This is a genomic window from Halostagnicola sp. A-GB9-2 (genome assembly GCF_030068615.1).
Lineage (GTDB): Archaea > Halobacteriota > Halobacteria > Halobacteriales > Natrialbaceae > Halostagnicola.
The window spans coordinates 692,064-705,666 of the sequence record NZ_JASJOC010000001.1 but is presented as its reverse complement, the minus strand read 5'-3'; the positions used below and the strand labels follow the sequence as shown (position 1 = coordinate 705,666).

The 13,603-nt window shown below is 61.0% G+C and carries 13 protein-coding genes; 5 read left to right on the top strand and 8 right to left on the bottom strand.

The window, feature by feature from the left end:
• Positions 1–6 precede the first annotated feature (6 nt).
• From QNM96_RS03520 to QNM96_RS03500, 5 genes are all read left to right on the top strand, one after another.
• Positions 7–963, top strand: a complete 957-nt coding sequence (locus QNM96_RS03520) for an ABC transporter permease (protein WP_283834628.1) — start codon at positions 7–9, stop codon at positions 961–963.
• Positions 964–971: 8 nt separating this feature from the next.
• Positions 972–1,994 carry an ABC transporter permease gene (locus tag QNM96_RS03515; RefSeq protein WP_283834627.1) on the top strand — a complete coding sequence of 341 codons (1,023 nt, stop codon included), beginning with the start codon at positions 972–974 and terminating at the stop codon, positions 1,992–1,994.
• Complete coding sequence (locus QNM96_RS03510; RefSeq protein ID WP_283834626.1) at positions 1,994–3,337, top strand: oligopeptide/dipeptide ABC transporter ATP-binding protein; 1,344 nt, start codon at positions 1,994–1,996, stop codon at positions 3,335–3,337. Before QNM96_RS03515 ends, QNM96_RS03510 begins: the two co-directional genes overlap by 1 nt.
• Positions 3,330–4,703, top strand: coding sequence for an oligopeptide/dipeptide ABC transporter ATP-binding protein (locus tag QNM96_RS03505; RefSeq protein ID WP_283834625.1), 1,374 nt, complete (start codon positions 3,330–3,332; stop codon positions 4,701–4,703). Before QNM96_RS03510 ends, QNM96_RS03505 begins: the two co-directional genes overlap by 8 nt.
• 143 nt (positions 4,704–4,846) lie before the next feature.
• Positions 4,847–5,383 carry a hypothetical protein gene (locus QNM96_RS03500; RefSeq protein WP_283834624.1) on the top strand — a complete coding sequence of 179 codons (537 nt, stop codon included), beginning with the start codon at positions 4,847–4,849 and terminating at the stop codon, positions 5,381–5,383.
• Between the two features lie 68 nt (positions 5,384–5,451).
• Here the strand turns inward: QNM96_RS03500 and QNM96_RS03495 are convergent, their stop codons facing one another.
• From QNM96_RS03495 to QNM96_RS03460, 8 genes are all read right to left on the bottom strand, one after another.
• Positions 5,452–5,856, bottom strand: coding sequence for a hypothetical protein (locus QNM96_RS03495; protein ID WP_283834623.1), 405 nt, complete (start codon positions 5,854–5,856; stop codon positions 5,452–5,454).
• A 105-nt stretch (positions 5,857–5,961) separates the two neighbouring features.
• A complete protein-coding gene (locus QNM96_RS03490; RefSeq protein WP_283834622.1) occupies positions 5,962–6,528 on the bottom strand; it encodes a hypothetical protein in 567 nt (188 codons plus the stop codon).
• 205 nt (positions 6,529–6,733) lie between these two features.
• A complete protein-coding gene (locus QNM96_RS03485; protein WP_283834621.1) occupies positions 6,734–7,795 on the bottom strand; it encodes an ABC transporter permease in 1,062 nt (353 codons plus the stop codon).
• Complete coding sequence (locus QNM96_RS03480) at positions 7,788–8,741, bottom strand: ABC transporter permease (protein WP_283834620.1); 954 nt, start codon at positions 8,739–8,741, stop codon at positions 7,788–7,790. The genes QNM96_RS03485 and QNM96_RS03480 overlap by 8 nt, the downstream gene beginning before the upstream one ends.
• The gene (locus tag QNM96_RS03475; protein ID WP_283834619.1) at positions 8,738–10,702 is read right to left on the bottom strand and encodes an ABC transporter substrate-binding protein; all 1,965 of its coding nucleotides are present in this window, start codon (positions 10,700–10,702) and stop codon (positions 8,738–8,740) included. The genes QNM96_RS03480 and QNM96_RS03475 overlap by 4 nt, the downstream gene beginning before the upstream one ends.
• 86 nt (positions 10,703–10,788) lie before the next feature.
• On the bottom strand, positions 10,789–11,355 hold the full coding sequence (gene hpt, locus QNM96_RS03470; RefSeq protein WP_283834618.1) for a hypoxanthine/guanine phosphoribosyltransferase: 567 nt from the start codon (positions 11,353–11,355) through the stop codon (positions 10,789–10,791).
• Positions 11,356–11,464: 109 nt separating this feature from the next.
• On the bottom strand, positions 11,465–12,700 hold the full coding sequence (gene coaBC, locus QNM96_RS03465) for a bifunctional phosphopantothenoylcysteine decarboxylase/phosphopantothenate--cysteine ligase CoaBC (RefSeq protein WP_283834617.1): 1,236 nt from the start codon (positions 12,698–12,700) through the stop codon (positions 11,465–11,467).
• 66 nt (positions 12,701–12,766) lie between these two features.
• Positions 12,767–13,522 carry an NAD(P)/FAD-dependent oxidoreductase gene (locus QNM96_RS03460; protein ID WP_283834616.1) on the bottom strand — a complete coding sequence of 252 codons (756 nt, stop codon included), beginning with the start codon at positions 13,520–13,522 and terminating at the stop codon, positions 12,767–12,769.
• Positions 13,523–13,603 lie beyond the last annotated feature (81 nt).

Below are 13,603 nucleotides of genomic sequence, written 5' to 3'. Positions count from 1 at the left end.
ATAGGAATGAGTTTACAAAAGTACATATTACGGCGGGTCCTCACCTCTATTCCGGTGTTGTTCGGCGTTTCGGTAGTAACGTTCGGAATTATGCACGCCGCTCCTGGCGATGTCGTCAGTCAGATGGTCGCGGCAAATCCCAACGTTCCGCCCGGAGAATCCGTTCGACTCCGCGAGGAGTTCGGACTCAATGACCCCATCTGGGTCCAGTATCTCGACTGGATGCAGGGAATCTTCACCGGTGATTTCGGCGAGGTGTACTCCTCGAGTCGGAGCGCCGATACGATCGTCATGGCGCGCCTTCCGGAAACGCTCTTGCTCGGAGCGTTCGGTTGGGTGTTCGCGATACTGATCGCCGTTCCGGGAGGAATTTACGCGGCGGTCAACAAAGACGAACTCGGCGACGATGTCAGTCGATTTGCCGCCCTGTCGGGCATCTCGATCCCGAACTTCTGGCTGGGATTAATGTTGATGGCGATCTTCGCCGTCCAACTCGATCTCTTCCCGACGCTCGACCCGCAGACAGGCTTGCTCTCTCGAGAGATGCTCTGGTGGCTGATTCTCCCGGGAGTCACGATCGGAACGGCGGCCTCGGCGAACATGATGCGGATCATGCGGACGTCGATGGCCGAGGAACTGAACAAGGAGTACGTGACCGCAGCGCGTGCGAAGGGGCTCCCCGAACGAACCGTCATCCTCAAACACGTGTTGCGAAACTCGCTCATCTCGGTCACGACCGTCGCCGCGTTCCTCACCGCGAGTCTCGTCTCCGGGTCGGTCGTCGTCGAGGTCGTGTTCGCCTGGCCCGGCCTCGGGAGAGAACTCGTCGAGGCGATCCAGCTCCGGGAGATCAATCTCTTGATGGCGATCACGCTGCTGACCGGTGCGGTCGTCGTGCTCGCGAACTTGCTCGCGGACATCGTCTACGCACTGCTCGATCCACGAATTAGGGACGAATATTAACACAATCTATGTCAACAGAACGAGGACGAATTCAGATATCGGGGTTCGAAACGGGTGGTGGCGAAGACTGGGAGTCAGAGACCGCACAGGAAAAACAGGAGGAATACGTCGAACCGATGAGTTTGTGGCGGCGGATCGTGAGTCGCCTCGCGCGGGACCGACTGGCGCTCATCGGAATCGTCGTCGTCGTGCTGATGACGGTGACCGCCTTGGTGGCACGCCCCATCTCCGTGTCCGGCATGACCGTTCAACCCTTCTCGCTCGCACCGTTCGACCCGACTGCCACGGCGGTCGGTGGTCGACACGACGCTCCATCGATGACCCACTTGATGGGAACGAACCGGCAGGGACAGGATATGCTCTCTCGAGTGATGGTCGGGGGCAGATACAGTATTTCGATCGGCCTCGTCGTGACCGCGATCGCGGCGACGGTCGGCGTGATCTACGGCAGTATTTCGGGCTACTTCGGCGGCTGGGTCGATAGCGTGCTGATGCGGTTTCTCGACCTCGTGTTCGCGTTTCCGGCCCTCGTCCTGGCACTGATCCTCGTCGCCCTGTTCGGCGGCGGATTCTGGCCGCTAGTCGGTGCGTTCGCACTCGTCGGCTGGGCCTCCTACGCCCGTATCATCCGCGGCGAGATCCTGAAGGTCAAGCAAAACGAGTACGTCCTCGCCGCGAAGGCACTCGGCGCGCGGGACCGCTCGGTTCTGTTCAGACACATCATCCCGAACGCGATCGCACCGGTGGTCGTTCAGGCGACGCTGAGTATCGGTACCGTCGTTATCGGCGTCGCGGCGCTTGGGTTCCTCGGGATCGGATTTAGCCCCGGAACCCCCGAGTGGGGGACGATGCTCGACGCCGAGCGCGACACCCTCGCTACGGGTGCCGGCGGAGCGTGGTACTGGTGGGCAACCATCTTCCCTGGACTTATGATCTTCCTGTTCGTCATGTCGATGAACATGATCGGCGACGTCATCAACGACGCACTCGACACGCAGGTCGACGACGTTGGCCACGGAGGTGGCGGCTAATGGCTCTACTCGAGATCGACAACCTGACGGTTTCGTTTTACACGTCAGAGGGCGTTGTTACGGCTGTCGACGACCTCTCCTATACGATCGACGCCGGAGAGAAGTTCGGCGTGGTCGGCGAAAGCGGTGCGGGAAAGAGCGTCACCGCGTTGTCGCTGTTGCGCCTCATCGAGAGCCCCGGCGAGATAGAGTCGGGGTCGATTCGCTTTTGTGACCCCGACACCGTCGAGGAACTCGAGGAATCCTATCCCGAACACGTCGTCGATGTCGGCGAGCTCCGCCGGGAGTCCGATTTTGCGAACGTCATCGAGCGCCTCGAGGACCGCGGCGTCTCGGGGTTGGACGTGACCGGCAATCCGGAGCACGAAACCGCGGACTTACCGCGATTGCGTGCGGACGGCGAACTCGGTATACGCGATGTCATCGATCAGGGATACGCATCGGAGCTCGGCCTGATCGGCGAGGAGGATTTCATCGTCCACGACGGCGATACCAGCTACGTCGAACTGCTCCGCGCGCCGGAGCCGGCCGTTCGACGGCTCAGGGGGAACAACATCGCCATGATCTTCCAGGACGCCCAGACCGCACTCAACCCGGTCTACACCGTCGGCGAACAGATCGCCGAGGCGATCAGACACCACCTCGATTACGGCGACGAGGAGGCCAAACAACGGGGCATCGAACTGCTCGATACAGTCGGGATTCCGGACGCTGAGAACCGGTACACCGATTACCCCCACGAGTTCTCCGGCGGGATGCAACAGCGAGCCGTGATCGCGATGGCGCTCTCGTGTGATCCCGACGTGATTATCGCCGACGAGCCGACGACCGCCCTCGACGTGACGACCGAGGCGAAGATCCTCGAGCTCTTAGAGGAACTCACCGACGAGTTCGATACCGCGGTCCAGCTCATCACGCATGACCTCGGCGTCGTCGCCGAACTCTGTGACCGGGTAATGGTGATGTACGCGGGCCAACCCGTCGAAAAGTCGCCGGTCGAAGAGCTGTACTACGACCCGAAACACCCCTACACCGTCGGGTTGATGAGTTCGATTCCGCGAATCGGCGACGACCGCGACCGGTTGCAGACGATTCCCGGAACGATGCCCGATCTGATCGAAACGCCGTCGGGCTGTAGTTTCCATCCCCGCTGTCCGTACGCAGAAGAGATCTGCAAGCAAAAGGAGCCGCGATTGGTCGAGTTCGATGATGTCGAATCGGGGACCAGATCAGCGAAATGTCTCGAGTACACGGGTGACCTCGAGGACGGTATCGGATACACGGTTACCGTCGAAGACGATCACACCCCGACCGAATACGTCTCAAGTGAACATCATGAGTAGCCAGAACGAGCCGATCTTGCGAACGGAAGCCCTCACGAAACACTACGAGTCGAGCAGCGGGTTCATCGACAACCTCCTCGGTCGGTCACAGCTCGTCAAGGCCGTCGACGGCATCGACCTCGAGTTGTACCCCGGCGAAACGCTGGGGGTCGTCGGCGAAAGCGGTTGCGGCAAGACGACGCTCGGTCGATCGATGCTTCGGCTTATCGAACCGACCGGCGGCTCGATTACGTACACCAAAGAGACGGCGGACGGCGAGCGCCGCGAGATCGAGTTGACGGATCTCTCGAGTTCGGATCTCCGGGACCTCCGGACGGACCTGCAGTACATCTTTCAGGATCCGTTCTCGAGTCTGAACCCTCGTCTCACCGTCGGCGACATCGTCGGCGAACCGTTCGACATCCACGGTATCGCTTCGGGTGAAGAACGAAACGTGCGAGTCCAGAGCCTCCTCGAGACCGTCGGACTCAATCCGAGCCACGCCTACCGGTATCCACACGAGTTCTCGGGCGGTCAGCGACAGCGGATCGGTATCGCACGCGCATTAGCCGTCGATCCGGAGATCATCGTCTGCGACGAGCCGGTGAGCGCCCTGGACGTCAGCGTGCAGGCCCAAATTCTCAATCTCCTCGAGGATCTGCAAGCGGAGTTCGACCTCTCCTACATTTTTATCGCTCACGATCTGAGCGTGGTCGAGCACATCGCGGATCGGATCGCCGTCATGTACCTCGGCGAGTTCGCCGAAGTCGGGACGACCAGCGAGGTGTTCTCGGAACCGTACCACCCCTACACCGAGGCGTTGCTTTCCGCGATTCCCGAACCGGATCCGCTCTGGGAGGGGGAGAAGATCCTCCTCGAAGGACAGGTACCCTCACCAATCGACCCGCCGACCGGCTGCCGGTTCCATACGCGGTGTCCGCGCGTAATCGCCCCCGAGGAGTTCGATGTCGCCCAATCGACGTGGCGATCGCTGTTGAATTTCACACTCCGTGCCGAGGACGCTCGTTCGGTTACGGAGCTGTTCACCATTACCGACGAGTCGGCTCGAGACGACGTGTCGACGCTCTCGCGGATGGAAATCGACGAACTGGTTCGCGAGGAGTTCGGTATCCCCGAGCGCGTCTCGGATCCGGCGGCGGAGGACCTCCTCTCGAGTTCGATCGACGAACTCCACTCCGAAAACGTCGATGCCGCCGCAGAGACGCTCGCCGAGCGGTTCGTTTCCCCATGTGAAACGACTACTCCGACGGCTATCGAGCTAACTGAGACACACGAGATCGGCTGTCTCCGCTACGCTGATCGCTACGCTACCCGAACGGCCAAACGCGGGCGCGAGGGTGCCGACGGGACGGCCGCCGACGATTGATAGGGTCGGTTGTCCCTGTGTACCGGTTTGTCGCCAGAGCGGGGTAGCAAACAGAGCGGGGTAGCAACTGGCCGGAAATGACTGCCAACCGATCCTATGGGCCCTCGGAACAATTTAGGTGCTCTAACCACTATTATTCGGTAATGCGCCGGATATACGAGTCGGATGCGCTTTCCCGGGACGACGATCACTTCTCCCCGAACGAGAACTCGTCCTCGGAGCGTCCCCAGGCAATGCGGTCCGTCAACGGGTCCGCCTGGAGTAAGCGTCTGATTCCGCATCTGCTCCGCCGCCGTGCCGTTTCGGTGCGCGTTAGGACGCCAAAGACCGAGTTTAGCCCCGATACGCCGATCCCGTTTACGGTGACGATGAAAAACGCGTTGCCGATTCCGATCACGATCAGAACGCGTTCGCCCGTTCGCTGGACGTGGTCGGTTGACGGCGCTCAGGAAGCCTCGAGAGTCGAGACGAGGGACCCGCCCGACAGGAGCGGCGAGTTACACTTCGATCGGGGCGAACGAGTCCGGTTTCGAAAACGTTGGTCGCAGCTGTTTCAGGTATCCAACCGGGAGTGGGAGCCGGTTGCCGAAGGTGAGTACACGATCAGCGCGGCCATCAACGTCGACAACCCGAAACGAGACGGGTTGTACGACGAAACGACCGTCCGTATTTCGCCGTGAATCGGATTCGGAACGCGACTCTTATCGGATCCCAAGGGGAATGTCCGCGACTGAAGTCGCGGGAGTAGTCACTCGGCGGTCTCATCGCCGGTTGCGTCGCTTTCGCGTTCGTCGTCCGTGTTCGACCTCGCGGCGACACCCTTCAACGCCAGATCCACATCAGCGCCGTCGTCGACACCCGTCGGCTGTTTTCCGAACCGCTTTAGGAGCCAGTCTGGGCCGTAGGTCTTCGTGAGCCGCGGTGTCCCCGGAACGAGGTATCCGCGGAGGTAAATCGTTACTCCCAACAGTGCGGCTATCACCGCTCCGATAGCCGTTGCGGCGGATCGTCCGCTGGTAGACAGCGCGACTGCCGCGGCCGCGAGTGCGAGCCCTATCGCGACCCCGACGTTCAGTATCGTACACGGAGTACACCGGTTCGATCCGGTGTGTTCGGGTCGGCGGAACCGCTCGAGCAGGTCTCTAAAACCCATTGCTACGTATCTCTCCTGACTCGGTATGAACGTTGTTCCCAATCGGACCATCGGCCACGACACCATCGGCCACGTCGCGACAAAAGTCGGTCTCAACCGGAGCCATCACGCGTCCGGAACGGCATCGGCGGAGAACTCGAGCAATCGCCGACCGCAGTCACGACAGTTGACCGTCACGACCTCGAGGTCGCCACAGCAGGATTCGACCGTCTCGTCACTGATCGAAACCTCGCCGTTGCAGAACGGACACTCATCGTGAAACGACCGAAGCGATTGGAGTATGTTGTACCGTTGTCTGCCCGGAACGTCGGCCCAGCGGTCGGTTTCCGTCTGTAGTTCCCTGTCGGTTGCGACGTCCAACTCGAGTGCCGCGTCCGACGGCCAGTTTCGAACCGTCGCGTGGATCTTGTACGCGGTGTACTCCCGACCGGGATCCGTTACGTCGTCCTCGTTCGCTCCGAACATTGTAGCGACGTCGCTCGTCTCGACGCCGTCGGCACGAACGCACTCGAGTTGCGTTTCGATCCGCTCGGTGAACTCAGGAGCAAAACGTAAGTTCTCGCCCCGTTCAGTCGGCTCGACGACCTTGAGGTCGAGAAGGAACGCCTCGGGGTCGACGGCGTTCCGTTTCCGGTACTCGATCCGGTCGGCCGCCGAGTCAGAATCAGACATACTGTCATCTGTGTGTCTATCACAAAAAGTCATTCGACGATTCGCGGTGGAACAGGATGCTCGGACGGGTATCGAGTGAGAAGTATCCGAGTAATCGTTTTCGGTGCCCCGCTTTCATAGGTCGGTTGTCCCTGTGTACCGGTTTGTCGCCAGAGCGGGGTGGCGACTGGCCGGAAATGACTGACAACCGACCCTATCAGGACCGTCACCACAACTCGTTTCGCGCGGCTGTATCGGATTCTCGAGTATCGAGCGTATCGTTGATCGCGTCGCCGATCAGATTGATCGACAGCACGAAGAGGAAAATCGCACCGCCGGGAAAGACCGTTACCCACCAGCGAACGTCGCCCCCCGGCCCGTGGATGATCGAGTCTCGAGCGCCCTCGAGCATCGTCCCCCACTCCGCGGTCGCCGGCGAGAGACCGAGGCCGAGAAAGCCAAGCGCGGCGACGCCGATGACGACCGTTCCGATGTTGAGCGTCGCGAGGACGATCACCGGCGGGATGGCGTTCGGGACGATGTGTCGGAATATGATCGATAAATCGCCGGCTCCGAGCGCTTTCGCCGCGACGACGTACTCCGATTCTTTGACGTTCAGGACTTCCCCGCGGATGAGTCGAGCGTAACTCGCCCACCCGAACAGCGAGAACGCGATCACGAGTTGCCAGTAGCCGCTTCCGAACATCGCAACGATAGCAAGCGCGAGTACGAGCCCCGGAAACGCGAGGATCATATCGACGAGACGCATCAGGAACTCGTCGATCCATCCGCCGTAGTACCCCGAAATCGAACCGTACACGACTCCCACTGTGCTCGTGATCAGGACGACGATGAGGCCGATGGAGATGCTGTACCGACCGCCGGCGAGTACCCTCGAGAAGATATCGCGGCCTTCGCCGTCGATCCCCATCGGATGTGTAACGGATGGCGGATCGTACGGCGAGACGTCGTGCGTGAGCCAGAGGATATCCGAGGGCGGATACGGTGCGAGCGAGACCGGCTGGACGGTCACGCCCCAGATCTCGATCGGACGAGCGAGGATCGCGACGATCGACATCGAGACGACGATGCAGAGACCGATCAGTGCCGAACGGTTTCGACTGAATTGCCACACTCCGCGTTGCCAGCGCCGGGGTGATTCGGTGCGCGTTTTCTTCCCCCGATCGGTCAGTTCTGCCGGATCGTTCGAATTCTCCCGATCGGTGACGGGCTCGGTATCGAATCCGGTTATTCGTATTCGGCCGCGCTCGGTTCGTCCCTTACTCATATCTGATCCTCGGATCGAGCACGGCATAGATGATGTCCGCGAGTAAGTTACAGAGGACGACGAACAAGCCGGTAAACAGCGTGATCGCTACGACGAGGTTAATCTCGTGGCCGTGAATCGCTTCGACGAGTTCCTGTCCGAGCCCGGGCCAGGCGAACACGACCTCGACGACGATAGCGCCTGCGACGATACCGGCCGTCAACGTTGCCACGAGCGTAACCACGGAGCTCAGCGAGTTGCGAAGAACGTGTTTGTAGACGACCTGGCGCTCCGGAAGTCCTTTCGCCCTGGCGGCGGTGGTGTATTCCTTGTTCAGTTCCTCCGCCATCGAGCTCCGAAGCACTCGCATGATAGACGCGCAGGCGGCCGTCCCGACCGTAATTCCGGGCAGTATCAGGTGCCACAGCATCGACGGATGGTAGAGCGGTTCTCGCGGTGGCTGGACGTTCCACCACCCCGCCCAGAGAACGAACGCGAGGATCAACAGGAGTCCGAGCCAGAAGTTCGGAACCGACGCCCCCGACAGGGCGACAACGCGGCTGACAGTGTCTCCGACCGTCCCCTTTCGGACGGCGGCGTACACCCCGGTCGGAATCGCGATGCCGAGGGCAAATAGCCAGCCGAAGACGCCGAGTGCGACGGTTTCGGGGAGCCGGAGGAAAAGTACTTCCGAGACCGTTCGGTTCGTCCCGTAGACATCGCCGAGGTCTCCGGTTACGACGTTTCCGATCCAGGTCAGGTACTGCTCCCAGACCGGTCCGTCGAGGCCGTACTGTGCGCGAAGTTGCGCCTCGTCGGCCGGTGCCACGTTCGGGTTCTGGGCGACCATTCGGCTGATCGGATCGCCCGGCGTCAAATGAACGAGCGAAAACGTGATCACCGAGACGCCAAAGAGGATCGGAACGATCAACAACAGCCGTCGAACGATAAACCGTCGAAGGCTCATTGTTGGACGCTCGAGTCGTACCCACGATCTTCGATGACTTCCTTTATCAACTCGACTGCGGCGTCCGGATCGAACTCGTTTTTCTCCCGAAGCTCGGACTCGAGCGCGTCGTAATCGGCCGTGCCCGTCCCATGTGCGAGTTCCGGGAGCATCGTCCAGGCCGGCTCTCCCCAGCCGTCGAGGACTTCGTCGACGATCTGTTCTCGAGGAACGAGGTGATTGACGGCCTTTCGGAGTCGGTGGTCGTCCCAGGGCTCGACGGTGACGGGATACTGGAAGAACTGATAGCCGCCGCTCTGGACCGAATCGACGATATAACCGTCGTCCGAGTCGTACTCGTTGAGCGTCGAAGAGACGAGCCCGAACGTCACGTCGATTTCTCCGTTCTGCAGGGCGGCGCTCCGAGTCGAATCGTCCGAAATGATGTCGATGTCGATCTCGTCGATTACGGGCCCGGCGGGGAACCCGTCGGGGCCGTCGTACCACTCGAGGGTGTCGAGCCCGTTCTCCTCGAGCCAGTACCCGTCGTTTTTTGTCGCCACGAAGTACTGTCCGTCTTCGAACTCCTCGAACTCGTAGGGACCGGTCCCGATCGGTGCTTCTCCCTCGAGCGGATCGATTTCGTTGGCCCCCAGCTCCGCCTGCTCGAGCGCGTGAATCTCGAAACCGGGCAGTTCTCGTTCGGCCTCGGCGTCCGGGACCTGCGCGTAGATATCGACGGTGTACTCGTCGACGGCATCGACGTGGAGCACCGAATCGAACGTCTGCGATGACATGTCGGAGTTTTCGTACCGCTCGACCGTCGAAACGACGTGGTCGGCGGTCAGTTCCTCGCCGTTGTGGAACGCGACGCCCTCTTGAAGGTGGTATCGGTACTGCATTCCGTAGACGCCCTCGTCGACCGCGTCGGCTGCGCCTTCTGGCGTGAGCACGCGGGCCTCGTCGTCGTCGATTCGGTCGTCGTCCGGGTGAACCGCGACCGCTTGCACCGGGCCGCCCTCGCCGAACTCGAGAACGCCTTTTTCGTCGGTCGGGACGGTTGTCATATACGGTTCGTACGCCCTGCGGTCGATATCTTGGACGTCTAACGCCTCGTACCGTTTTGCGAGCCAGGGATAGATGTTCCCCTCGGCATCCATCGTGGTCAGCCCTTCGAAAATAAGCGATTGTGCCGCCACCGAGTGCGTATCTGTGCTATACGGTGGATCGAACGAACTGATGTTCGCACCGATTCCGTACCGAAGCGTGCCACCTTCCTGGTAGTCCGACCAGTCAGTCTCAGCCGGGCGCTGTGCGTTCCGATCTACCCAGGTCAAGGCTTCTTCTGACGGAGAGTGGAGCGCATATTTCAGTGTCCACTCCGAAAACGGGTACGGGGAGAACCCGCGGACGGCCGCCCGTCGAACGTACTCCTCTGTGAGGAATGTAATGATGGAGCTTCCCCGGAACTCGGCTAACTCGTGCCAGACCTCGTCGTATCGCCGTTCCCGGAGTTGGGGGTCGTCGGCGACATCCGTTCCGAATCGGGCGCGATCGATCAGTTCGTCGAGTTCGTCGTATCCGAGTCCGTTCAGGTTGCAACATTGCCCTCGGTTCGCCGTCCCGTGGAGCGAGTCACAGTAACTCTCCGGATTGAAGGTCCCCGAGAGGCTGAGAAACGGAACGTGTCCGTACTGGGGGTAGTCGTCTTCGAAAACCCGCTCGAGGAAATCGTCGAAATCGTGCTCTTCGACATCGACCTCGAAGTAGCCGGTGCTCTCCATCATCTGGGCGATAGCGGCTGTCCACTCGAGTCGGTCGCTGTTGTCCGTATCGACCTCTAACTGAACCCCGAGGGGAAACGACACTTCGTCGTCCTCGGTGAGACAGCCTGCCGTGGTTACAACGACGGCCGAACCGACCCCGGAGAGCAGTTGGCGACGAGTTAGGGCCTTCGACGACCGGTTGTCCCATTGGTTCATGACTCAACCATGTGACTCGGATACACACTCTGTTGTTGTTTCAAATCGAATTAAATATTCCGTCGGCCGAATTTTCGGGACCGTGATCAGTCTCCTTGTTCGTCGACGATAACGACCTCTCCGTCGACGACATCGACGTTAATCAAGGTTTTGACATGATGGTCGATGTCAGCGACTTTGTTCTCGCCGCCGACTTTCTTGATGACCGCAACCGTGTCGATTACCTCGGCACCAATACCGTCTAGGGCCTCGAGGACGGCCGCGAGCGTGCCGCCGGTCGAGAGCACGTCGTCGAGAACGAGGACGCGCTCGCCCTCGCGAACGTCGTTGATGTACATCTCGTTTTCCGAGTAGCCGGTCTGCTGGGAAATCGCAACTTCGTCTTCGAGGCCGTACTTTCGCTTTCGGATCACCGTCAGCGGGATGTCCGTCATCAGAGACACGGCAGTAGAAATATGGATTCCCATGGCCGCGGGCGTGACGATACGGTCGACCTCCTCGAGGTTCGCTTTCCGAATAATCCGAATAACGATCTCTCGCAGGAGGCCGGGATCGAGTTTCGGAACGCCGTCGCTGATCGGATGCACGAAGTAATGATAACCCTCTTTCTCGATAATCGGGGCCTCGAGCAACGACCGTTGTAACTGATCCATGTCGTGGATGAGTCGGTTAGGGAGTAAAAGTTGACGATCCCTCGGCCACCGACGGAATCAGTTGAAGAACCGATAATTTCAGTAACGCGGGTATTCGATCGAGCACTCGTCAGATCGAGGCCTCGTTCCCGAGAACGACGGCGAGTGATTCGGCGATCTCGCCGCCGAGTCCGGCCTTCGTTCCCTCATAGCGCGCCGCGTTCTCCTCGTGGACTAGTAGTGCGCGGGTCCGATCCGAGCCCATAACGCTCGCGTCGTTCGCGACGACGAACGTTAGATCCGTGCGATCGAGGCTCGTTCGCGCCGTTTCGATCATCGCCTCGTCGTCGCCGGTCGTTTCGGTCTTGAAGCCGACTATCGGGAGATTCGGATATCGTTCCCGGACTTCGTCGATCACCTTTGCCGTTGGCTCGAGATCGAGCGTTCGGTCCGCTCCGGAGCGAAGCTTTTCGGCGCTCGACTCGACCGTGTAGTCGCCGATCGCCGCCGCCGAAACGAGCGCGTCGCCGGTCGAGCAGCGCTCGATCGTCGCCTCGAGCATTTCCCCGGCGGTTTGGACCTGCTCGAGGGCGGCATACGGAAGTTCGGCTCCGCCGTCGGTAGCCGCCGACGCGCCGGCGATCGCCGATGCTCGAGCGATGGATTGTGTCCCGACGACGCCGTGGACGAGCGTCACGTCCGCGCCGCGAACGTAACAGGCCCGCGCGACGGCTCGTCCCATCCGTCCCGACGAGCGGTTCGTCAGCACTCGGACGGGATCGATCGACTCGCTGGTCGCGCCGCTCGTGACAACGACGTGTTCGCCCTCGAGCGAGCGGTCGCCGACCGCTCGAGCGGTTTCACAGACGATGGCTTCCTCGCTGGCTATCTTCGCTTTTCCCTCCTCGATCCGGGGATCGACGAACTCGACGCCCCAGTCGTCGACGGTTTCGATCGCCTCGAGGACGCCAGGATGGTCGTACATCGGTTCGTGCATGGCGGGGGCGATGACGACTGACGTATCCGCTCCCAGCGCGGTCGTCGCACACGTTGTCACCGGCGTGTCGTCGACGGCGCCGGCGATCTTTCCGACCGTGTTCGCCGTCGCCGGCGCGATCAGCAGGACGTCGGCCCAGCCGTCGTAGCCGCACAACTCGACGTGCTCGACGCCGCCCGTGATCTCCGTCACGACATCGTTCTCCGTGGCGAACTCGAGCGCCCACGGATGGATGATTCCCCGGGCGCTGTCGGTCATCACGCCACGAACTTCGGCACCCCGACGTCGCAGTTCGTGGGCGAGTTCGACCGTCTTGACGGCGGCGATCGATCCTGACACCCCGAGCGCGACGTTGACTCCCTCGAGCATTCGTTTGTCTTTCTCGGGGGAGGTATGTTAAGCGTAGCGAGGGATAACCGGCGTTGTCACGTGTGGCTACAGACCGCTGTTTTCCTCCTCTCGATCCACGCTGGGATGCATCGTCGGCTTCTCCTCGAGCGGTTCCTCGAAGGCCTCGAGGATCGTCTCTCGGGCCGCTTCGTCCCGTCGAAGCCGTTCCTCGTCGTCGATCTCTTCACAGCCCGGCGGCACGTCACGGTCACGGCCGGTAAAGTATCCCTCGGGGACGACCCAGTCGTGATAGAAGTTGACGTCCGAATCGTGGATCGCTGTCAGCCCGACTTTCGAGCCGTGGCCGGCGGCGACGATCGTCTGGTGTGGTTCGCCGGCGAGACGCCCCGCCGCGTAGACTCCCTCGACGGCGGTTCGTCCGTCTTCGTCGACGCTCACGTAGTGCTTGCTCCCGCGTTGCATTCGACCCACGTCCAGCGGGACCAGATACTCGCTGTCGGACCACGAGGCGGCGATCACCCGTTGGGCTTCGATCGGCTCGCCGCCCTCGGTCTCGAGGACGAACCCCGATTCGGGATCCGTCTCGTCGATTTGCTCGACGCTCGAGACGCGTCCGAGTTCGACTTCGACGCCCGCGTTCTGTGCCTGTTCGTGGACGAGGCGCAGGTACCGCCGTGCATCGATTCCGTCCGGAAAGCCGGGGTAGTTCTCGAGGCTGGCGTTACGGGCGAGGATGGATTCTCCGCCGTCGATGACGATGGTATCCAGCCCTGCTCGAGCGGTGAAGATCGATGCGGCGAGTCCGGCGACGCCGCCGCCGACGATACAAATGTCTCGCATAGTCAGGTGTTTTCGTCCGGTGTATAGAAAGCTAGTGACTCCTTCGAATCGCGACTATACGGAAATTCTTACGTTCAGCGC

Coding starts and splice junctions, on each gene's coding strand:
- QNM96_RS03520 (WP_283834628.1), top strand. CDS start 7: ATGAGTTTACAAAAGTACATATTACGGCGGGTCCTCACCTCTATTCCG.
- QNM96_RS03515 (WP_283834627.1), top strand. CDS start 972: ATGTCAACAGAACGAGGACGAATTCAGATATCGGGGTTCGAAACGGGT.
- QNM96_RS03510 (WP_283834626.1), top strand. CDS start 1,994: ATGGCTCTACTCGAGATCGACAACCTGACGGTTTCGTTTTACACGTCA.
- QNM96_RS03505 (WP_283834625.1), top strand. CDS start 3,330: ATGAGTAGCCAGAACGAGCCGATCTTGCGAACGGAAGCCCTCACGAAA.
- QNM96_RS03500 (WP_283834624.1), top strand. CDS start 4,847: ATGCGCCGGATATACGAGTCGGATGCGCTTTCCCGGGACGACGATCAC.
- QNM96_RS03495 (WP_283834623.1), bottom strand. CDS start 5,856: ATGGGTTTTAGAGACCTGCTCGAGCGGTTCCGCCGACCCGAACACACC.
- QNM96_RS03490 (WP_283834622.1), bottom strand. CDS start 6,528: ATGTCTGATTCTGACTCGGCGGCCGACCGGATCGAGTACCGGAAACGG.
- QNM96_RS03485 (WP_283834621.1), bottom strand. CDS start 7,795: ATGAGTAAGGGACGAACCGAGCGCGGCCGAATACGAATAACCGGATTC.
- QNM96_RS03480 (WP_283834620.1), bottom strand. CDS start 8,741: ATGAGCCTTCGACGGTTTATCGTTCGACGGCTGTTGTTGATCGTTCCG.
- QNM96_RS03475 (WP_283834619.1), bottom strand. CDS start 10,702: ATGAACCAATGGGACAACCGGTCGTCGAAGGCCCTAACTCGTCGCCAA.
- hpt (WP_283834618.1), bottom strand. CDS start 11,355: ATGGATCAGTTACAACGGTCGTTGCTCGAGGCCCCGATTATCGAGAAA.
- coaBC (WP_283834617.1), bottom strand. CDS start 12,700: ATGCTCGAGGGAGTCAACGTCGCGCTCGGGGTGTCAGGATCGATCGCC.
- QNM96_RS03460 (WP_283834616.1), bottom strand. CDS start 13,522: ATGCGAGACATTTGTATCGTCGGCGGCGGCGTCGCCGGACTCGCCGCA.